Genomic DNA, 19,224 nt, shown 5'->3' with positions numbered 1-19,224 from the left:
GTTCACGGTTTCACCGGCGACTGGGATGGAGGCATGCGTATCGGAACCGCCCTGGCCGTCACCACCTCACCCGCCGACGTCGTCGCGGCCGCCGCCGACGCCGCCCGGCGCGGGCTGGACAGCTTCTGGACCAATCAGCTGCCCGGCGGCTGGGACCCGCTGGCGCTGCTCGCCGGGCTGGACGAGCGTCCGCCGGAGATCGGCACCGCGATCGTCGCGACCTACCCGCGGCACCCGGTCACGCTCGCCTCCGAGGCGCTGACGCTGCAGGCCGCACAGGGCGGGCTGACGCTGGGGATCGGGCCGAGCCACGCCTGGTTCGTCGAACGGATGCTCGGGATCCCGTACACCTCGCCGCTGCGCCACACGCGGGAGTACCTGTCGGTGCTCCGGCCCCTGCTGCGCGGGGAGGCGGTGACGCACACCGGCGAGTTCTACACGGTGGACGCCGCGCTCACCGTGTCCGCGCCGGCACCGCCGGTGCTGATGTCCGCGCTCGGCCCGAAGATGCTCGAGCTGGCCCGGGAGCGGGCCGACGGGGTGGTGCTGACCTGGGTCACGCCGGAGGTGGTGGGCTCGTGGATCGTTCCGGCCGTGGCGCCGGGCGCGCGCGTGGTGGCCGGCGTCGGCGTCGTGCTCAGCGACGACCCGGACGCGGCCCGGGAGCGGATCACCCGCGAGTTCGGCTTCGCCGGTGACCTGCCGGCCTACCGGGACTCGCTCCGGCGCTTCGGGATCAGCGGCATCGCTGACACCGTGATCGTCGGGGACGAGTCGGTCGTCGCCGCCGAGCTCGACCGGTTCCGCGACGCCGGCGCGACCGACGTCGTCCTGATGCCGTTCGGTGCGGCCGACGAGCGCGCGCGGATCCTGGACGTGGTGACGGCCTCCCGGTGACCGCGGAGTTGCGGAATCCGGGCGGCCGTCCGGCGCAACCGCGCTGCTCCCGGCCCGGTGCGGACCGGGCAACCCGGCCCGCCGACGTGTGTGCTGTCACCGCAACCGACACCTGGGGGATACCGACCATGCGCCGCACCGGCTTATTACGCCCACGGTGGGCTCCTCGGGAGCTCAGAGGAGACCCAGGTCGCGTGCCTTGAGGGCCGCCTGGGTCCGGTCGCGGGCGCCGAGTTTGGCCAGCGCGCCGGTCACGTGGTTCTTGACCGTGCCCTCGGCGAGGAACAGCGCCGCGGCGATCTCGCGGTTGCTCCGGCCGTCGGCGAGCAGGCGGACGACGTCGAGCTCCCGGTCGGTCAGCGGCGTGACCAGCGGCTGCGGACGCGACCGGCCGGGCTCGTCGGCCAGCTGCGCGAAGCGCGCCACGAGCTTCGCGGCCACCGCGGGCTCCAGCGGGGACTCGCCCCGTGCGGCCGCCCGGACCGCCTCGACCAGCCGCTCCGAGGACGCGTCCTTGAGCAGGTAGCCGATCGCGCCGGCGCGGATCGCGGCGAACACGTCGGTGTCGTCGTCGAACGTGGTCAGCGCGATGACCTGGGTGCGCGGCCGCTCGGCGCGCAGCCGCCGGGTGGCGGTGACCCCGTCCGTGCCCGGCATCCGCAGGTCCATCAGGACGACGTCGGGGTCGAGCCGCGCGGCCAGCTCCACGGCCTCGGCCCCGTCGCCGGCCCCGCCGACGACCTCGATGTCGTCGTGCACGGACAGGAGCATCGCCAGCGCTTCGCGGAAGAGCCGCTGGTCGTCGACGAGCAGGACGCGGATCACGCCGGTGCGCTCACGGTGAGCGTGGTGCCCGCACCGGGCGAGGACTCCAGCGTGAGCGTCCCGCCCAGCGCGGCCATCCGCTCACCCACCCCGACCAGCCCGAAACCCCCCGCGACGCCGGAGCCACCGGCCGCGGTGCCGACGCCACCGGACACCGGCGTCGCGGTGCCGACGCCGTCGTCGCGGACCGCGAGGCGCACCTCACCGTCGGTGTAGGCGAGCACGATCGACACCGACGTCGCCCGCGCGTGTTTGCGTGCGTTGGTCAGTCCCTCCTGCGCCGCGCGGAACAACGCCTCCTCGACGTCGGGGGCCAGCGCGCGGACGACACCGTCCACGTCCACCGCGGCACCGAGCCGCTCCAGCCGCGCGGCCAGCGCGACCCGCGGTTCGCGGAGCGCCGCGACCGATCGGCGTACCTCGCCCAGCGCCTCCCGCGCCTGCTCCTCGGCCTGGCCGAGGACGGCGTCGGCGCGCGCGGCGTCGGAGGGCAGCAGGGCCCGGCCCGCACGGACCTGCATCTGGAGCACGGTCAGATAGTGCCCGAGTCCATCGTGGATGTCGCGGGCGACTCGGTTGCGCTCCTGCGTGGTGGCCAGTTCCTCGGCCTGCGCGACGAGCGCGCGGCGGGTCTCCCGCTCCCGCCGCAGCAGCCAGGTGACGGCGACGGCGAGCAGCGTCGCGGTGAGCGTGCCGAGCCCTTCGCGCACCGTGTCGCGCCACTCCATCCCGAGGTGCGCGAACGGGATGACGACCGCGACCGCGAGCGCACCGGCCAGCGGGAGCAGCAGCCCCGCCTGCACGACCAGGACGATCAGCAGCAACGTCGCCCCGGCGGACGCGCCGGCCGATGCGAAGACCAGGTACCCGAGCCCGAGCTGCACCACCACGAACACGCCGCGCCAGGGGAGGGACCGGCCCGGGAGGACCAGCGTGCCGAGCACCGTCGAGACGGCGAACAGGGCCCCGAGCAGCGCGGTCGGCCACCCGGCGGCACCGAGCAGCAGGACGCCGTACGCGGCGGCGGTCACCAGCCACAGGATGCGGTTCACCCGTCACATCATGACCCCGGCCGTGACCTTCGGCACGGGTGGAGTGACCTTCCGGCGCCGCATCCTCGTCGTCATGACGATTCGACGCGCGGGTCACTGGTTGTTGCACCTGGTCGAGATGGTGGTCGCGATGATCGCCGGGATGATGCTGCTCGGGCCGCTGTGGAGTGTGGTCGGGCTCACCGGGAGCACGGTGGGGATGGTGCTCACGATGGCGTTCGACATGACGGTCGGGATGGGCGCCTGGATGGCGGTGCGTGGCCACGACGCCCGGATGATCGGCGAGATGTCGGCGGTGATGGTCGCGCCGTTCCTGCTGCTGCTCGCGCCGTACGGGTTCGGCCTGGTCGCCGCGGACGTCGTGTACACCGCCGGGCACGTCCTGATGATGGTGGCGATGATCGTGCTGATGCTCCGGCGATTCGGACGCTATTCCCATCCGTCGGGCTGGGCTCCGATCGTCCGCCGAGCCTTTCGTTATTGAGAATTCCCAGGTCACCCGAGTTGCGATATTCACGGCCAACGCGCAGGCTGGAGAGGTAGGTCCGGCTTCGGGTTGGTGACCGGGGCGCACGACGCAGACGCCTGCCGAATGCACCAGGGCGACCCGTCCCCCCGAGCTGGAAGAAGTTTCCCATGTCGCACTACACGTGCACGGTACGACCACAGCCTCCGGGTGATCTCCGCATCACGCTCACCGGAGCGATCGACCTCGGCTCGCGCGACGACCTCGCGGACGCCGTGCGGGCCACGTCCACGCTCCGGCCGCACACGATCCACGCCGACCTCTCCGGAGTGTCGTTCTTCTCGGCCGAGGGCGCCGCCTTCCTGGTGCGCCTGCGCAAGATGGCCGACCTCGACATGTTGTCGCTGCTCGTCGAAGCGCCGTCGGCGCCGGTACGCCGGGTGCTGGCCGGGCTGGGCCTCACCGACACGTTCCGGGTCGGGATCACCACATGAACCCGGCCAGCCGGAACAAGCCGTAACCCGCGGCCGCGATCGGGACCGCGAGCCCGACAGCCGCCGCCCGCCGCGCGTAGGTCGTTCCGACCGCCAGCGGTAGCAGGACACCGAGCGCGGTCACCAGCGCCGCGTGCCGCACGTCGCCGGAGTCCGACGAGGGACGCGCCAGGTGGAGCGCCGCCTCCGCGAACAGCACCGCGACCGGCACCGCGAGCGCGACGACCGACCACCGGTCGGTGCGCCGGGTGAGCACCCCGGCGGCGCCGAACACGCACCCCGCGATCACCGCGAACAGCGTCCAGGCGGGGCTCCAGACGTTGGCGAGGTCGTCCCCCTGCACCACCGTCGCCGCCAGGTAGTAGCTGGGCACCGCGACGACGAGCAGCACGACCGACCCGACGAGCGACCGGCGCCGGTACGCGAACAGGAACGCCGCGACGGCCCAGACCGCGCTGGAGTTGCCGAGCCCGCCGAACGGGAACGGCACGTACTTGATCCAGAGGAAGTCCAGGGCGCCGAGCAGGACACCGGCCACCGGTGCGAGCAGGATGGTCACGCCTCCACGATGACGCCACCCCGGTGCCGACGCATCGGTCGGACGAGGTGTCCGGCGTCTGTCGTGCGACTGATGTGGTGGGGGAGCACCGCCGCTTTGGCGTGCAGCTCCGCGTACTCGTCCGCCGCGACCGACGGCCAGGTCACACCGCTGCCGACGCCGTAGGTGGCCAGGCCGGTGCGCCGGTCGATCACCGCCGTGCGGATCGCGACCGAGAACTGCGCGCGCCGCCCCGGAGCCACGACGCCGATCGCACCGCAGTACACCCCGCGCGGATCACTCTCCAGGTCCGCGATCAGCGCCATCGTGCTCGCCTTCGGTGCGCCGGTGACCGAACCGCAGGGAAACAGCGCCCGGAAGACGTCGACGAGCCCGACGCCGGGACGCAGCCGCGCGGTCACGTCCGAGGTGAGCTGGTGGACGGTGGGGTAGTGCTCGATCCGGCAGAGCGCGGGGACGTCGACGGTGCCGGTGCGGGCGATCCGCGCGGCGTCGTTACGCAGGAGGTCGACGATCATGACGTTCTCCGCGCGCTCCTTCGTGCTGGTGCGCAGGGCCTCGGCCAGCGCGGCGTCCTCGGCCGGCTCCGTTCCCCGCGGTGCGGTGCCCTTCATCGGTCGCAGCAGCAGGTCCTCGCCGTCGAGGCGGAAGAACAACTCCGGGCTGGCGCTGGCCACCACGTGGTCGCCGAGGTCGAGGTAGGCGTGGTAGGCACCGCGCTGCGCGGCCGCGACGTCGGCGTGGAAGCCGGTCGGGTCACCGTCGAACCGGCTGGTCAGCCGGGTGGTGAGGTTGCACTGGTAGGTGTCGCCGGCGGCGATCGCGGCCCGGACCGCGGTGAACGCGTCGTGGTACTCGGCGTAGGTCCAGCCGTCGGCCCATTCGCTCGTGGTGTACGGCGCGGGCTCGAGCGCCGCGACCGGCCGGGGGCCGGCCGCGATCCCGAACCACACCAGCGGCAGGCCCGGTGTCGGCGGCCGCGTGCGCAGCGCCGGATCGAACGCGCTCGCGGCCTCGTACGCGACGTAGCCGACGGCCCACTGCCCGGCGTCGGCCGCGTCCTGCACGGCTTCCAGCGCCGGCTCGACCTCGGCCGTCGACCGGGCCTCGATCACGGTCGTGACGTCGGGAAAGCCGAGTGTCCGGCCGGTGCGCAGGTCGTCCAGGCGGATCATCGCTCGAAGATCAGGTCGGCGGCCCGGGCCACCACCTCGGCCCGGGACCGGCCGCCGTGGTCGGCCACCAGGAAGTGCCCGCCGATCGCCAGGCAGAACGCGAGCATGCTGCGGGCCTCCACCTCGTCGGCGTCGGCGCCGGAGCCGCTGATCACCTCGCGCAGCAGAGCGAAACGCCGGTTGTCGACCCGGCGCAGCCGCTCGGCCACGGCCGGGTCGCGCCGGGCCCAGTCACGGACGGCCAGGTCGATCGGCAGGAGACGGTTCCCGGAGAAGGTGAGCAGACCGGCCCGGGTGATCCGGGTGCGTGCGTCGCCGCCCTCACGCTCGACCCGGGCCAGAACGTCGTCGGTGCTCTCCCGTTCCCAGGTGTCGAGCATCTCCCCGAGCAGGGCGTCGCGGTCGGCGAAGTACCCGTAGAAACCGCCCTTGGTGACGCCGAGCTGTTTGGCCAGCGCCTCCACCCGGACGGCGTCGGGGCCGCCGGTGGCCAGCGCCTGCAGGCCGGCCTCGATCCACTTGCCACGCGGTGTGCGCACAACCCCTCCTCGAGCTGTACGTCACCGTATGCTATACGCCTCCGTACGCTTTTCCGGGGCGGTGACGTGGACGGCCGGACGCGGCCTCAGCAGCGGGCCGAGCACCGGGATCTCGGTGAGCCCCTCCGCGCCGGCGATCGCGAGGCCCTGCGGGGCGACGTTGCTCAGGTCGCTGAGCACGACGTAGCGCGGGCGCCACAGCGGCCGGAACTTCTCGTTGTAGTGCCAGAGCGTCTCCATCTGCGTGCCGTCGGAGAACCGGCGCAGCAACTGCCGCTGGAGTTCGCTGAGCCGGCCCTCGCCGCGTTCACCGGCGAGCACCGCCCGCATGACCGCGAAGTTCAGGCCGAGACCCCATTCGCCGCGCGTCTTCAGGTGCAGGATCGTCTCGATGATGACGAAGTCCGTCAGGCCGTTCGGCAGCTCCCGATCGGTGCGCCTGCGCATCAGGTCCAGCGACCAGCCGTGGAGATCGGCGGCCGGAACCCAGTGGCAGAACGCGTCGGGCCGGCCGTCGGGGGCGTGCGCGACGGCGAGCATCAGCCCGGTGTCGTCGGCCTCGCCGAGTCGGGACAGCGTCATCGAGAAGCCCCGTTCGACCTCCCCGATGCGGCTCTCGGTGGCCAGCGCGCGCAACTCGTCCGCGAGGTCAGGCGGCAGGTCGGCCGGGTCGTAGAAGCGGACCGTGTACCCGGCTTTCCGCACCCGGTTGTACGCACCGCGGATGCTCTTGGACGGTCGGCCATCGAGCGTGAACGCGGTGCAGTCGACGATCGCCTCGTCGCCGAGGTAGATCGGGCGCAGACCACCGGCCTGGTAGATCGGCAGCCATCCCTCGGTGGCGCCGAGCACGCTCACCGGCCAGCCGTGCCGATCGGCGAACGCGGTGAACTGCGCCCACGCGTCGGCGTGCTGTTCCGGTGGCCCGATCGGGTCGGGGGAGACCAGGCAGACGCCGTTGCGGATCGCGTACGCGACCAGGCAGTCGCCGGTGAAGAACCAGCTCTTGTCGTCGCGCAGCGCGAAGTAGTCGAGGGTGCCGCCGCCGTGACGGGCGACGATGCGGCGGGCGCGGGCCAGGTCGGCGGCGCGGTCCGCTCCGCTGGGCGCCGGCAGCCGGCGGGAGCGCAGCAGGACGCAGGCCAGCACGAGCAGCAGGCTGAGCCCGGCCGCGATCAGCACCGGCGCGAGCACCGGCCCCGCACCCGGCAGCGGCCGGTCGTGTTCCCCGACCATCCGCTCGACGACCGCCCGGACGGTCCCGCCGCGAAGGCCACCGAGCGCGGCGCTGGCGCCCCCGACGACCGCGACCCCGGCGGCGAGCACCGCGAGCGTCCAGCGCAGCGTCCGCCGGTCGGGATGCGTGGGGAACGCCGCCCGCTGGCGCACCAGCCAACCGGCCACCAGCAGCGCGAGCCCGGCCTCCTCCAGGTCCAGTCCTTTGAGCACGTGCAGCGCCGCCGAGGAGAGCAGGAGCGCGAGCGCGGTGGCCCAGGCGACGCTCCGGCCCCGGCGCAGCCCCCAGGCCAGGAGCAGCAGCGCGGTGCTGGTGAACACCACGGCGGCGGCCGCCGCCCGCGGTGCCTCGATCGGGAGCACGTCCAGCAGCGCGTCGAACCGGCCGTGCAGCGGTGCGGTCAGCGCCGACCCGAGCCCGACGAGCGCGACCGCCGCCACCGCGAGGGCCGCGAGCCGGCGGGTGCGCTCGAGCCGGGCGCGACGCTCCAGCCCGCACTGCGGCAACGGCCAACCGGCCTGTCCCGGCAGCTGCGCGACGACCGACTCGCGGGTCGCGACCCGGCGGGCCGCCAGCCGCTCGACCCGGGTGCTCTCCCCGCTGGGCGTCTGGTGGACGACCAGCCGGATCCGCAGGTCGTGAACCACGTCGAGCTCGACCCAGACACGGCGCAGCAGCGGGACGAAGACCGGAGGCAGGAACCAGCGCGCCGCGCGCCGCTCGACCACCCGGGTGCCGCTGCCGGTGTTCGCGTAGAAGCCGCCGGGCACCGGGCTCAGCTCGGGCTGGTGGGTGTGGCCGGTGATCAGGCCGGCGAACCCCTGCGCGCACAGCGCCGCGGCGGCGGCCTGCGGTGCGGCGTTCGAGCCCCGGCCGCGGGGCCCGAACCCGCTCGACGCCAATCCGGTGTAGACGGTGCGGATGACGAGCAGGACCAGCAGCGCGATCAGCGCGATCTCCGCGACCAGGCCGGCGCCGAGGAAGAACCCCCAGCGTTCGAAGCGCGCGGGGTGGGAGACGAGCCGGACCAGACCGTGGATGCGCAGCGCGAGGAGCACGGCCACCGGGATCAGCAGCCACTTCGCCGCGGGCGCCAGGTGCCGGTAGAGCAGGCGTGAGCCGATGAACTCACCGGCGGCGCCCGGATCGGCCAGATCCGGCAGGTCACCGAGTAACGGCGCCCGCCGCGCCTCGGGCAGCACCTGCTGGACGATGTGCTGGCCCAGCGGCGAGTCGAGCGGATCCCGGGGGTCGGCGAACGCGTTCGCGGGGTCGTAGGCGTGGCCGTGCTCGCAGCGCACCACGCGCCGCCCGGCGGGGGTGGCGAAGGCCAGGTCGACCTGCAGGGCGCAGCGCGCGCCGATCGTGTCCCGGAGCGCGGTCGCCGCGCCCTCGTCCCAGGCGATCGCGGCGTCGTGGTTGCCGACCGTGACGACGAGCGTGCGGCCGGGTTCGTCGGTGAAGCGGCGCAGGGCCGCGGTGAGCGCCGGGTGGGCCGCCAGCGCGCCGGCGACCGTGCCCTCCGGTTCGCCCCACAGCTCGACGACGTCGCCGTTGAGGACGACGACGCCGGGCCCGTCCCACTTCTCGAGGCGCGCGACGACGTCCTGCTCCATCCGGGCGGTCGCGGGGGTCGCGGTCTGGTGCAGGTGCAGGTCGCTGCAGACCAGCACGGTCGCGTCGGCGGGCAGTTCGAGGGTCAGCCGATCCGGTACGAGCTGTTCGTTCATCGTCGGGCCACTTCCGGTTGAGGGGATGCGAGCACGACCGCGGCGGCGGTCGACGCGAGGACGGCGCTCAGGGCGGCCGGTCCCCAGCCCGGCCGGACGGTGTCGCCGAGCAGGGCGACGCCGAACCCGGCGGGAAGCAGGACCTCGACGATCCAGAGCAGCGCGGTGACGCGGGCGGCGTCGCCGTGTTCCAGGGCCGAGGCGTACAGGAGGGTGCCGGTGACCCCGAAGCAGGCCAGCGCCCAGACGAGGGGGTCGGCGGCCAGCGCGAGCGGCGAGAACGGCGTCGGCAGGCTCACGGCGCGGGCGGCGAGCGCGGTGCCCCCGAACGCGGCCCCGGCCAGCGCCGCACCGACCGCGGCCCACCCGGCGGTGGCCGGTGCGGCCGAGGCCCGGGCGGACGTCAGCCGGCCGATCGTGGCCCAGCCGGCCGCGGCCAGCAGCAGCGCGACCGCGAGGACGCCGTACCGGACGGGGAGCGACAGCGCGACGGCGTGCTCGGACCCGGCACTCCCGCCGAGCACGGCCAACGCGCCCACGGTGACGACGAGTGCCCCGGTGTCGGCGCGGCGCAGCCGGGTGCCGAGCACGACCCGCGCCGCGACGGCGGTGACCGCCACCGACCCGGCCAGCACGGCCTGCACCGCGTACAGCGGCAACCCGCGCACCGCGGCCAGCGACGCCACCCAGGCGAGGCCGTCCAGCCCGAGCCCGGCCAGGTACACCGGGCGGCGCAGCGTGCCGCCGGGCTGCCGGGCGCCGATCGCCTGCAGCAGGGAGCTGATCCCGTACCCGGCGGCGGCGGTCGCGGCCAGCGCCGTCGCGACCAGGTGCGCGTTCATTTCGCGACCAGCGGCGTCGTGGTCGGCGCGGGCAGGCGGTGTCCCAGCCAGTCCAGGGCCGGCGGCAGCGCGGCGTTCCACACCGTCGTGTTGTGGCCGCCGGTGGGCACCGTGACCGTGGTCAGGTCGGTGCCGGCCGGCACCGCCCGGCGGAACGGCGCGATCTCCCGCATGGCCGCCTTGTCCCCGCCGCTGGCGAAGACGTAGAGCGAGGGGTGCACCGGGCGGTGCCGGACGAACCACGCCGGCGAGTCGTAGTGCCGCACGGCCAGGTCACCGCGGTACAGGTCTCCGGTCGAGGCGTCGGTCAGCGCGTTGAAGTAGCCGCTCAGCGACACCGCGGCGCGGTAGGTCCCCGGGGCGTGCAGCGCCATGTCCACCGCGCAGAACCCGCCGGTGGAGAAGCCGAGCGTCGACCAGGAGCCCGGCGCGGTCGCGGTGCGGAAGGCGTTCGCGATGTCGGCGGGGACGTCCCGCGCCAGGTAGGTCTCGTTCTGCTCGCCGCGGACCGCGTTGACGCACTCGCCGTCGTTGCGGTCGTACTCGTACGGTGCGACCGCGATCACCGGCGCCATGCGCCCGGCCGCGATCTCGGTGTCGAGCATCGACGCGATCGGCAGCGCGTGCACCCAGTTGTGCGGGCTGCCGGAGTAGCCGTGCAGCAGTTCGATCACCGGGAACCGCTCGGTGGAGCGCGCCCGGTCGAAGTAGGCCGCGGGTAAGTACACGTAGCCGCTGCGGTTGATCCTCGACCGTGCCCCCGGCATCGCCCACGGGATCATGATCCCGTGGCCGTGCGCCGCCGCCGCCCGCCCGTCGGCGAGGTCCGACGGGGAGACGCGCTCGTGGTGGAGTTCGGCCGCGGTGGTCAGCCGCACGTCGACGGGGCCGCCGGTCAGGTCGCTCCAGGACGTGTAGAAGCCGTAGTAGCGGTTCATGAGGTCGCCGCTCACCGCGACCGGCAGCACCATGACGAGCAGCAGGCAGAGCGCCCGGGCCGGCCACGCCACCAGGCGCGGCCAGCGGTTCCAGCCGATGAGCGTCACGGCCAGCACCACCAGTAGCGCCGCGCTCAGAACCAGCAGGAGCGGCAGTCCGATCAGGCTCATGACCGCACGATGCGCCGCGCCCGATGACACGACGATGAAAACGTCAGACGCGGACCGTGACCACCGCGCCACCCAGCGGAGCGCCGTTCCCGGCCTGCACGGTGCCCCCGTGGGCGGTCACGATCGCCCGCACGATCGAGAGCCCGAGGCCCGCGCCGGTACCCCGTGCCCGGGCGGCGTCGCCCCGCACGAACCGGTCGAACGCCGAGCCCAGCAGCGCCGGTGGGAAACCGGGACCGTCGTCGGCCCACTCGATCCGCGCCCCGGCGTCGTCGTGGCCGATCGTCACCCGGACGTTGCCGGCGCCGGCCGCCGCGCTGTTCCCGGCCAGGTTCGTGAACACCTGGCGGAGGCGGTCGGCGTCGACCGAGGCCTCGACGGGGGAGCCGGTGGTCTCGATCCGCAGGCCGACCACCCGGCCGAGCGCCGGTGTCTCGGCGGCCGTGAACGCGAGCAGGTCGACCGGCTCGCGGACGGCGACCGGGTCGTCGGCGAGCAGCAGCAGATCCTCGGCCAGGCGGGTCAGCCGCACCGCCTGCGTCTGGGCCGCGCGCAGCGACTGCTCGACCTCGGCCGGGTCGTCGAGCGCGGTCAGCGCCAGTTCCAGCTCGCCGCGGAGCACGGCGATCGGGGTACGCAGCTCGTGGCTGGCGTCGTCGACGAACGCGCGCTCCCGCTCGAACGCGACGTGCAGGCGCTCGAGCATGCCGTTGAGCGTGGCCGCGAGCCGGGCGATCTCGTCGTCGCCGGCGACCCGCGGCAGCCTCCGGTCGTGGTCGAACGACGAGATCGAGGCCGCCTCCCGGGTGAGGGAGTCCACCGGTCGCAACGCGGCCCGGACGACCAGCCAGCCCGCGCCGCTCAACGCCACGATCAGCAGCGGTGCGGCCGCGACCAGGCCCACCAGCGCGCTGAGGCTGGCGCGGTCGATCACCCGCCGCGACGCCGCCACCGCCAGCACCTCACCGCTCGTGCCCACCCGGCGGGCCTCCACACGCAGCGGAACAGCGCCCGTGCTGTGCCCGATCCTCGTCTCGGTGTCGGTCCTCCACGGCCGGTCGGTGAACCGGACCTGTTCCTCGCTGAGCAGCCGGTGCCCGCTCAGCGACGGCGACCCGGCGAGCAGCGTCCCGTCCGCGGTGTAGAGCTGCGCCAGCGGATCGGAGCGCACGATCCGCCCCTCGCGTACGGAGATGCTCGCGGCGAGGTCGGCGCTGCGGTAGCTGAGCTCGGTGTCCAGCGCCGAGCGCAGGCGCAGGTCGACGAGCGCGTACAGCCCGCCCAGCCCGAGCAGCAGCGTCAGCGCCGACCCCACCGCGAAGATGACGACGAGCCGGCTACGCAGCGATCGCATCGCATCACCCCTCCTCCGACGTTCACGCTCCGCGACATGTCTACCTCTATCCTGGGGCCATGAGGCTGCTGGTCGTCGAGGACGACCCGCCCATGTCCGCGCTTCTCGACCGGGGGCTGCGCCGCGCGGGCTACGCGGTGGACACGGTCGTGAACGGCGTCGACGCGCTGTGGCGGATCACCGAGACCGAGTACGACGGGATCGTGCTGGACGCGACGATCCCGCCCCCGGACGGCTTCGAGGTGGTCCGCCGGATCCGGGCCGACGGGGTCTGGGTGCCGGTGTTGATGCTGACCGCGCGTGACCACGTCCAGGACCGCGTCCGGGGCCTGGACGCCGGTGCCGACGACTACCTCACCAAGCCGTTCGCGCTCGACGAGCTCTACGCCCGCGTCCGCGCGCTGACCCGCCGCGGCCCGGTCCCGCGCCCGACGCTGCTGCGTGTCGCGGATCTGACGCTCGACCCGGCGACACGCGCGGTGCACCGGGGGACGACGCCGCTCGACCTCTCCGCGCGCGAGTTCGCCCTCCTGCACGAGTTCCTGCGCCACCCGGGGGAGACGCTCAGCCGCACCCACCTGATCGAGCACGTCTGGGACTTCGCCTACGACGGCGGCTCGAACGTCGTCGACGTCTACGTCCGGCACCTACGTGACAAGATCGACCGCCCGTTCGACCGGGACACGCTCCGCACCGTGCGCGGCGCCGGCTACCGCCTGGACCCGGAGGCCTGACCGGGCACCGAGCTAGGGTCGGATGGTGCGATTCGTGGCGCTGCTGTTCCCGCGCGTGACCCAGCTCGACCTCACCGGTCCGGTGCAGCTGTTCTCCCGGCTGCCCGGCGCGACGATCGACCTGGCCTGGCACGACGTCGCTCCGGTGCCGACCGACGCCGGCTTCTCGATCGTCCCGACGGTGAGCTTCGCCGACGCCCCGCCGGCCGACGTGCTGATGGTGCCGGGCGGGCACGGCGCGTTCGACCTCCTCGAGGACGACGTCGCGCTCGACTTCGTCCGCGCGCAGGCCGCCGGGGCCCGGTACGTCACGAGCGTGTGCACCGGCGCGTTCGTGCTCGGAGCGGCGGGGCTGCTGCGCAGCAAGCGCGCCACCACGCACTGGGCGTCGCACCCGCTGCTGGAGCTGCTCGGCGCGGTCCCCGAGCGGGCGCGCGTCGTCCGCGACGGCAACGTGTTCACCGGCGGGGGTGTCACCAGCGGCATCGACTTCGCGCTCACCGTCGCCGCCGAGCTCTACGACGACGCGACCGCACGCGAGCTGCAGCTCGCGATGGAGTACGACCCGCGGCCGCCGTTCGACGCCGGGTCACCGACCAGCCCGGACGCGGACCCGGCGCGGGTCGAGCGCATCCTCGCCGACACCCGGCGCACCCGCGAGCCGCTGGTGGCGCGCGCCGCCGCGCGGATCGGGTCGTGAGAGGCTTCGGCGGTGACAGCAGCCGACCCCGCCCCACGCCGCGGCCGCGGCCGGCCCGGCTACGACCAGGCGGCGGTCCTGCGTACCGCGGTGGAACTGTTCAACCGCAAGGGGTACGACGCCACCAGCATCGGTGATCTGGCCAAGGAGCTCGGGGTCACCAAGCCCGCGATCTACCACCACTTCACGAGCAAGGAGGACCTGCTCCGGCTCGCGCTCGACGACGCGCTCGACGAGCTGACCGCGGTGGTGGGCGGCGCGGTCGAGGACGCCGAATCCTCCAGCGCGTACGACCGGCTGCGCGGTGTCGTGCGGCGCTCGGTGGAGGTGCTGGTCGCGCACCAGCCCGCGGTGACGCTGCTGCTGCGGGTGCGGGGCAACACACCGGTCGAGGTCGAGGCGCTGGCGCGGCGGCGGTGGCTCGACGACCGGCTCGCCGCGCTGGTGCGGGCGGCGGTGGCCGAGGGCGCCCTGCGCGACGACATCCCGGCCGAGCTCGTCAGCCGGTTGCTGTTCGGCATGGTGAACTCGCTCGTCGAGTGGTACCGCGCCGAGGGGGCGTACGACGCGGCCGCGGTCGCCGACGCGCTGACCCAGCTGGCCTTCGACGGCCTGGCCCGTCCGTGAGCCGGTGCTCCCACGAATCAGATCGTGATCGGGCGGCCCAGCGAGCGGCTGCGGCCGCGGAACTCGGCGATGACGACGCCGGGGGAGCCGTCGGGGTCGTCGCGGCGGACGGTGACGTCGTAGATCCCGGAGCGCCCGCGCCGGGAGCGTTCCTCGGCGTGGGCACGTAGCCGGTCACCGGCCCGGCCGGACTCCAGGAACGTGACGTCGAAGCCGGCCGCCACGGTGACCTCGCCGTGCGAGTTGCACGCGACCGCGAACGCGGTGTCGGCGAGCGTCGCGATGAGACCGCCGTGGCACAGCTCCCAGCCGTTCGTCATGTCCTCGCGGACCACCATCGAGACCTCGGCGGTGCCGGGGCCGACGTGCTCGAGCGTGATCCCGAGCGAACGGCTGGCCCGGTCGGCGGCGAGCATCACCTCCGCGCTGCGCCGCGCCACGTCGACCGGGGCGACGCTCACGACCGCCGCCCCTTGCGCTCCAGGAACGCCGCCATCCGCGCCTCCTTCGCCTCGGTCTCGAACAGCACGGCCTGCGCGAGGTCGTCCACGAACGGGTGCGCGCCGCGCGGAGCGTGGAACACGGCTTTGGACAGGCGGGTCGCGAGCGGCGCGTTCGCGGTGATGCGGTCGGCCAGCCGGTGCCCGGCCGCGATCAGCCCGGACGGTTCGACGACCTCGTTCAGCAACCGCACCGCGTGCGCCTCGGACGCGTCCAGGATCCGCCCGGCGAGCAGGATCTCCTTCGCCAGCGGTTCGCCGACCAGCGCCGAGAGCCGCCACGCCGCCCCGGCCGCGGCGAGGATCCCGAGCCCGGTCTCCGGGTTGCCCACCCGGGTGCGCGGGGTGCCGATCCGGAAGTCGCACGCGTACGCCAGCTCCGCGCCCCCGCCGAGCGCGTACCCGTCGACCAGCCCGATCGTCGGCATCGGTAGCCGGTGGACGCGGTCGAAGACCGACGAGTTGATACCGCGCAGCGCGTCGTCGCGGCGCCGTTCACGCAGCTGCGCGATGTCGGCCCCGGCCGCGAACGTGCCACCCTCGCCGACGATCAGCACGACCCGCGGCTCGGCCTCCACCGCCGCGCACGCCGCGTGCAGCGCGGTGACCAGCTCCTGGTCGATCGCGTTGCGCACCTCGGGCCGGTTGAGCCGCCACACGACCCGGTCCCCGGCGTCCTCGACGACCAGCGGCTCAGGCATCGAAGTCCACCGTCACCGCGTCGCCGAGGCCGAACGTCTGGCAGGTGAGCACGAACCCGGCCGCGACCTCGGCCGGCTCCAGCGCGTAGTTGCGTCGCATGTCGACCTCGCCCTCGCGCACCAGCGCCCGGCACGTCCCGCAGACGCCGCCCTTGCAGGCGAACGGCAGGTCGGCCCGGGTCCGCTGGGCGCCGTCCAGGATCGTGCCGTCGCGCGGGACGTCCGCGGTGGCCCGCAGACCGTCGAGCACGGTGGTCAGCGCGGTCGTGGCGCCGGCCACCCCGGGCCTGCTCCGGCGGGGCTCCGGCGGCGGCGCGTCGACGTAGAACAGCTCGACGTGGACGCGCTGCGGTGCGATCCCGCAGTCGGCGAGCACCGCGCGGGCGTCCTCGACCATCGCCAGCGGGCCGCAGAGCCAGACGTGGTCGAAGGTCTCGGCCGGGATCACGTCGGTGAGCAGCCGGCGCAGGCGGTCGCGGTCCAGGCGCCCGGCCCAGAGCTCGACGTCGCGGGGCTCGCGGGAGAGCACGTGCGCGATCTGCAGGCGGGGCCCGTACCGGTTCTTCAGGTCGCCGAGCTCCTCGGTGAACATCACGGTCGCGCTGGTGCGGTTGCCGTAGAGCAGCGAGACCTGGGCGCCGGGGTGGGTGAGGACGGTACCGGCGATCGAGAGCAGCGGCGTGATGCCGGAGCCGGCGGCGACGAGCAGGTGCCGCTCGCCGGTGGCCGGGTCGGCGTTCCAGGCCCCGGTGGGCGTCTGCACGTCGATCCGGGTGCCGGGCCGGACCTCGCGGACGAGCCAGCCGGAGAACAGCCCGCCGGGGATCTCCCGGACGCCGATCGCCGGCGCGCTGCCGACCGGGGCGCAGATCGAGTACGACCGGCGCTCCTCGACGCCGCCGACGAAACGGCGCAGCGTGAGCGACTGCCCGGCACGGAACGCGTAGGCGTCGCGGAGCTCGTCGGGCACCGCGAACGTGACCGCGACCGCGTCGTCGCACAGCCGCTCGACGCCCGAAACCGTCAACGTGTGGAACACCGCCGACCGGGCCGGGACCATCGCGGGCGCGGTCATCAGATCTCCTTGACGTGGTCGAAGGGTTCGAGGCAGTCGGTGCAGCGGTAGAGGGCCTTGCAGGCGGTGGCGCCGAACTCGGAGACGAGCGCGGTCGCGGTGCTGCCGCAGCGGGGACAGGTCAGCGCGCGGCGGACCCGGCCCAGCGTCAGCGCGATCGGACCGCCGGCGGGGCGGGCCGGGCCGGGCGCGGAGAGGCCCGCGTCGGCCAGCGCGGCGCGGCCCCGGTCGGTGATCCAGTCGCTGGACCAGGCCGGTTCGAGCACGATCCGCACCTCGACGCGCGGGAAGCCCGCGTCGGTGAGCCGGTGCACGAGGTCGTCGCGCATCGTCGCCATCGCCGGACACCCCGAGTACGTCGGCGTGATCGACGCGACGACGGTGTCGCCCTCGACCGCGACGTCGCGCAGCACGCCCAGATCGACGAGCGTCAGCATCGGCATCTCGGGATCCCGGACCTCACCCGCCACCGCGGCGGCCCGGTCGGCCGCGATCACCAGCGCCCCCGCGGGTGGGCCCGCGCGACCGACTGCATCTCGGCCAGCAGGAGGCTGAAGTGCTCGGTGTGCAGGCCGTCCCGGCCGGTGCGCCCGCCCACGCCGGCCAGCGGCGCACGGGTGGGCCGCTCGACCGCGGCGACGGCGAACACCTGGTCGAGGACGACGTCGACCTCGTCGGCGAGCGTGCCGACCTCGGCGGCGACGCCGGAGAGCGCGCGCTCGACCGGGTGCGCGGTGACCAGCTCGGCACGCAGCGGCCACAGCGAGTCCAGCGCGTCCAGCAGGCGCCGCCGGGACTCCTCGGTGCCCTGTGCGAGGGTCACGAACCAGCGACCGGCCCAGTCACGGTGGTAGGTCAGCTCCTTGACGCCCTTCGCGGCGACCGCGGCGAGGACCGCGTCCGCACTGCCCCGCAGCGCGGCCAGAACCGCCAGCCGGGCGACCGAGAACAGCAGCAGCCGCACGACGACGTGGGCGAAGTCGCCGTTGGGCACCTCGGCCAGCCGCACGTTGCGGAACTGCCCGGCGTCGCGGAAGAACGCGAGCGCGTCCTCGGCGGGCACGGGTGAGCCGTCGGGCAGCGGCGGCACGACCGCGGGGTCGGCCGCGGCCGCGCGGGCCAGCAGCAGGCGCGCCTGACCGAGCAGGTCGAGCGCCATGTTCGCGAGCGCGATGTCCTCTTCGAGCTCCGGGGCGCGGCTGCACCACTCCGACAGCCGCTGCGACAGGATCAGCGCGTCGTCGCCGAGCATGAGGCAGTACGTGGCGAGGTCGGGTCCGTCGGTTCCGGCCGGCACCGTGGTGTCGACCCCGGCCAGCGGGTCCTCGAAGTCGGTTCCGAACGCCCACTGCGACGAGTCGCCCTCGAGGAGCCCGTCGTACACGTTGTCCATCGCGGCCTCACATGTGCGGAACGTCGGCGGGGATCTCGTAGAACGTGGGGTGGCGGTAGACCTTGTCGCCGTTCGGCGCGAACAGCGGGTCCTTCTCGTCCGGGCTGGACGCGGTGATCGCGTCGGCTTTGACCACCCAGATGCTCACGCCCTCGTTGCGCCGCGTGTACACATCGCGCGCATGGCGGAGCGCCATCGTGTCGTCGGGCGCGTGCAGCGATCCGACGTGGACGTGGTTCAGCCCGCGCTTGCCCCGGACGAACACCTCGTAGAGGGGCCACTCGGCGCGGTTCACGACCGGGCTCCGAACGCCGCCGCGGCTTCCCGGACCCAGGCGCCCTCGTCGTGGGCGGCGCGGCGGTGGGCCAGACGCTGGGCGTTGCAGGGGCCGTCGCCGCGGATCACGGCGGTGAGCTCGGCCCAGTCGGGTTCGCCGAAGTCGTAGTGTCCCCGGTCGTCGTTCCAGGTCAGGGCCGGGTCGGGCAGCGTCACCCCGAGCGCGTCGGCCTGCGGCACGGTCATGTCGACGAACTTCTGGCGCAGCTCGTCGTTGGAGTTGCGCTTGATGCCCCAGGCCATCGACTGCGCGCTGTTCGGCGACTCGGTGTCCGGCGGGCCGAACATCATCAGCGACGGCCACCAGAACCGGTCCACCGACTCCTGCACCATCGCGCGCTGCTCGTCGGTGCCGCTCATCATCGTCCGCAGCAGTTCGTAGCCCTGCCGCTGGTGGAACGACTCCTCTTTGCAGATGCGGATCATCGCCCGCCCGTACGGCCCGTACGACGTGCGGCAGAGCGGCACCTGGTTGCAGATCGCGGCGCCGTCGACGAGCCAGCCGATCGTGCCGACGTCGGCGTAGGACAGCGTCGGGTAGTTGAAGATCGACGAGTACTTCTGCTTGCCGGAGAGCAGCAGCTCGACCAGCTCGTCGCGGGTGATGCCCAGCGTCTCGCACGCGGAGTACAGGTACAGGCCGTGGCCGGCCTCGTCCTGCACCTTCGCCAGCAGGATCGCTTTGCGGCGCAGTGACGGCGCGCGCCCGATCCAGTTGCCTTCCGGCTGCATGCCGATGATCTCGGAGTGCGCGTGCTGGGCGATCTGCCGGATCAGCGTCCTGCGGTAGCCGTCGGGCATCCAGTCGCGCGGCTCGATCCGGTCGTGATGGGCGATGACGGCGTCGAACTTCTCCTGCAGCTCCATCGGCCCCTCCGG

22 protein-coding genes are annotated in these 19,224 nt (G+C 73.9%); 6 read left to right on the top strand and 16 right to left on the bottom strand.

The window, feature by feature from the left end; all coding sequences use genetic code 11:
- Positions 1-33 precede the first annotated feature (33 nt).
- Positions 34-897, top strand: a complete 864-nt coding sequence (locus CRYAR_RS25275) for a TIGR03564 family F420-dependent LLM class oxidoreductase (protein WP_035855625.1) — start codon at positions 34-36, stop codon at positions 895-897.
- Positions 898-1,071: 174 nt separating this feature from the next.
- Here the strand turns inward: CRYAR_RS25275 and CRYAR_RS25270 are convergent, their stop codons facing one another.
- Together CRYAR_RS25270 and CRYAR_RS25265 are read right to left on the bottom strand one after the other, a co-directional pair.
- A complete protein-coding gene (locus CRYAR_RS25270) occupies positions 1,072-1,722 on the bottom strand; it encodes a response regulator (protein WP_035855624.1) in 651 nt (216 codons plus the stop codon).
- Positions 1,719-2,774, bottom strand: coding sequence for a sensor histidine kinase (locus CRYAR_RS25265; protein ID WP_035855623.1), 1,056 nt, complete (start codon positions 2,772-2,774; stop codon positions 1,719-1,721). The genes CRYAR_RS25270 and CRYAR_RS25265 overlap by 4 nt, the downstream gene beginning before the upstream one ends.
- A gap of 73 nt (positions 2,775-2,847) precedes the next feature.
- On the opposite strand from CRYAR_RS25265, the gene CRYAR_RS25260 reads away from it, so the two are divergent.
- Together CRYAR_RS25260 and CRYAR_RS25255 are read left to right on the top strand one after the other, a co-directional pair.
- Positions 2,848-3,258: a hypothetical protein gene (locus tag CRYAR_RS25260; RefSeq protein WP_063725934.1), complete on the top strand. Its 411-nt coding sequence runs from the start codon at positions 2,848-2,850 to the stop codon at positions 3,256-3,258.
- 152 nt (positions 3,259-3,410) lie between these two features.
- A complete protein-coding gene (locus CRYAR_RS25255) occupies positions 3,411-3,734 on the top strand; it encodes an STAS domain-containing protein (protein ID WP_035855622.1) in 324 nt (107 codons plus the stop codon).
- Here CRYAR_RS25255 and CRYAR_RS25250 read toward each other — a convergent pair.
- From CRYAR_RS25250 to CRYAR_RS25220, 7 genes are read right to left on the bottom strand one after another with little or no spacing between them, the layout of a single operon-like run.
- Positions 3,724-4,293 carry a DUF6518 family protein gene (locus CRYAR_RS25250; RefSeq protein WP_035855621.1) on the bottom strand — a complete coding sequence of 190 codons (570 nt, stop codon included), beginning with the start codon at positions 4,291-4,293 and terminating at the stop codon, positions 3,724-3,726. The genes CRYAR_RS25255 and CRYAR_RS25250 overlap by 11 nt on opposite strands.
- Positions 4,290-5,468, bottom strand: coding sequence for an aminodeoxychorismate synthase component I (gene pabB, locus CRYAR_RS25245; RefSeq protein ID WP_063725761.1), 1,179 nt, complete (start codon positions 5,466-5,468; stop codon positions 4,290-4,292). Before pabB ends, CRYAR_RS25250 begins: the two co-directional genes overlap by 4 nt.
- On the bottom strand, positions 5,465-6,007 hold the full coding sequence (locus CRYAR_RS25240) for a TetR/AcrR family transcriptional regulator (protein WP_035855617.1): 543 nt from the start codon (positions 6,005-6,007) through the stop codon (positions 5,465-5,467). Before CRYAR_RS25240 ends, pabB begins: the two co-directional genes overlap by 4 nt.
- 21 nt (positions 6,008-6,028) lie before the next feature.
- A complete protein-coding gene (locus CRYAR_RS43615) occupies positions 6,029-8,974 on the bottom strand; it encodes a phosphatidylglycerol lysyltransferase domain-containing protein (protein ID WP_051570929.1) in 2,946 nt (981 codons plus the stop codon).
- Positions 8,971-9,816 (bottom strand): hypothetical protein, encoded by an 846-nt coding sequence (locus tag CRYAR_RS25230; protein WP_035855613.1) that lies wholly within the window; start codon positions 9,814-9,816, stop codon positions 8,971-8,973. Before CRYAR_RS25230 ends, CRYAR_RS43615 begins: the two co-directional genes overlap by 4 nt.
- Positions 9,813-10,925: an alpha/beta hydrolase gene (locus CRYAR_RS25225; protein WP_035855611.1), complete on the bottom strand. Its 1,113-nt coding sequence runs from the start codon at positions 10,923-10,925 to the stop codon at positions 9,813-9,815. The genes CRYAR_RS25230 and CRYAR_RS25225 overlap by 4 nt, the downstream gene beginning before the upstream one ends.
- A gap of 43 nt (positions 10,926-10,968) precedes the next feature.
- Positions 10,969-12,279, bottom strand: a complete 1,311-nt coding sequence (locus CRYAR_RS25220; protein ID WP_035855610.1) for a sensor histidine kinase — start codon at positions 12,277-12,279, stop codon at positions 10,969-10,971.
- A gap of 59 nt (positions 12,280-12,338) precedes the next feature.
- Between CRYAR_RS25220 and CRYAR_RS25215 the strand changes: the two genes are divergently transcribed.
- Genes CRYAR_RS25215 through CRYAR_RS25205 form a run of 3 tightly spaced genes read left to right on the top strand, consistent with a single transcriptional unit; the run spans position 12,339 to position 14,340 of the window.
- Positions 12,339-13,013, top strand: coding sequence for a response regulator transcription factor (locus tag CRYAR_RS25215; protein WP_035855608.1), 675 nt, complete (start codon positions 12,339-12,341; stop codon positions 13,011-13,013).
- A 22-nt stretch (positions 13,014-13,035) separates the two neighbouring features.
- Positions 13,036-13,713: a DJ-1/PfpI family protein gene (locus tag CRYAR_RS25210; protein WP_035855607.1), complete on the top strand. Its 678-nt coding sequence runs from the start codon at positions 13,036-13,038 to the stop codon at positions 13,711-13,713.
- A gap of 12 nt (positions 13,714-13,725) precedes the next feature.
- Complete coding sequence (locus CRYAR_RS25205) at positions 13,726-14,340, top strand: TetR/AcrR family transcriptional regulator (protein WP_035855606.1); 615 nt, start codon at positions 13,726-13,728, stop codon at positions 14,338-14,340.
- A gap of 17 nt (positions 14,341-14,357) precedes the next feature.
- Here the strand turns inward: CRYAR_RS25205 and paaI are convergent, their stop codons facing one another.
- The 7 genes from paaI to paaA are packed head-to-tail and all read right to left on the bottom strand — an operon-like array spanning position 14,358 to position 19,212.
- Positions 14,358-14,756, bottom strand: coding sequence for a hydroxyphenylacetyl-CoA thioesterase PaaI (gene paaI / locus CRYAR_RS25200; protein WP_035866284.1), 399 nt, complete (start codon positions 14,754-14,756; stop codon positions 14,358-14,360).
- 41 nt (positions 14,757-14,797) lie between these two features.
- Complete coding sequence (locus CRYAR_RS25195; protein ID WP_035855605.1) at positions 14,798-15,541, bottom strand: enoyl-CoA hydratase/isomerase family protein; 744 nt, start codon at positions 15,539-15,541, stop codon at positions 14,798-14,800.
- The gene (gene paaE, locus CRYAR_RS25190; RefSeq protein WP_425389400.1) at positions 15,534-16,619 is read right to left on the bottom strand and encodes a 1,2-phenylacetyl-CoA epoxidase subunit PaaE; all 1,086 of its coding nucleotides are present in this window, start codon (positions 16,617-16,619) and stop codon (positions 15,534-15,536) included. Before paaE ends, CRYAR_RS25195 begins: the two co-directional genes overlap by 8 nt.
- Entirely contained in the window at positions 16,616-17,116 is a 501-nt protein-coding gene (gene paaD / locus CRYAR_RS25185; protein ID WP_035866281.1) for a 1,2-phenylacetyl-CoA epoxidase subunit PaaD, read from the bottom strand. The genes paaE and paaD overlap by 4 nt, the downstream gene beginning before the upstream one ends.
- Positions 17,110-18,009 carry a 1,2-phenylacetyl-CoA epoxidase subunit PaaC gene (paaC, locus tag CRYAR_RS25180; RefSeq protein ID WP_035855602.1) on the bottom strand — a complete coding sequence of 300 codons (900 nt, stop codon included), beginning with the start codon at positions 18,007-18,009 and terminating at the stop codon, positions 17,110-17,112. Before paaC ends, paaD begins: the two co-directional genes overlap by 7 nt.
- A 7-nt stretch (positions 18,010-18,016) precedes the next feature.
- The gene (paaB, locus tag CRYAR_RS25175; RefSeq protein WP_035855601.1) at positions 18,017-18,304 is read right to left on the bottom strand and encodes a 1,2-phenylacetyl-CoA epoxidase subunit PaaB; all 288 of its coding nucleotides are present in this window, start codon (positions 18,302-18,304) and stop codon (positions 18,017-18,019) included.
- On the bottom strand, positions 18,301-19,212 hold the full coding sequence (gene paaA / locus CRYAR_RS25170) for a 1,2-phenylacetyl-CoA epoxidase subunit PaaA (protein WP_035855600.1): 912 nt from the start codon (positions 19,210-19,212) through the stop codon (positions 18,301-18,303). Before paaA ends, paaB begins: the two co-directional genes overlap by 4 nt.
- Positions 19,213-19,224 lie beyond the last annotated feature (12 nt).

The organism is Cryptosporangium arvum DSM 44712 (assembly GCF_000585375.1).
Taxonomy (GTDB): domain Bacteria; phylum Actinomycetota; class Actinomycetes; order Mycobacteriales; family Cryptosporangiaceae; genus Cryptosporangium; species Cryptosporangium arvum.
This window is presented reverse-complemented; position numbering and strand designations above follow the sequence as displayed.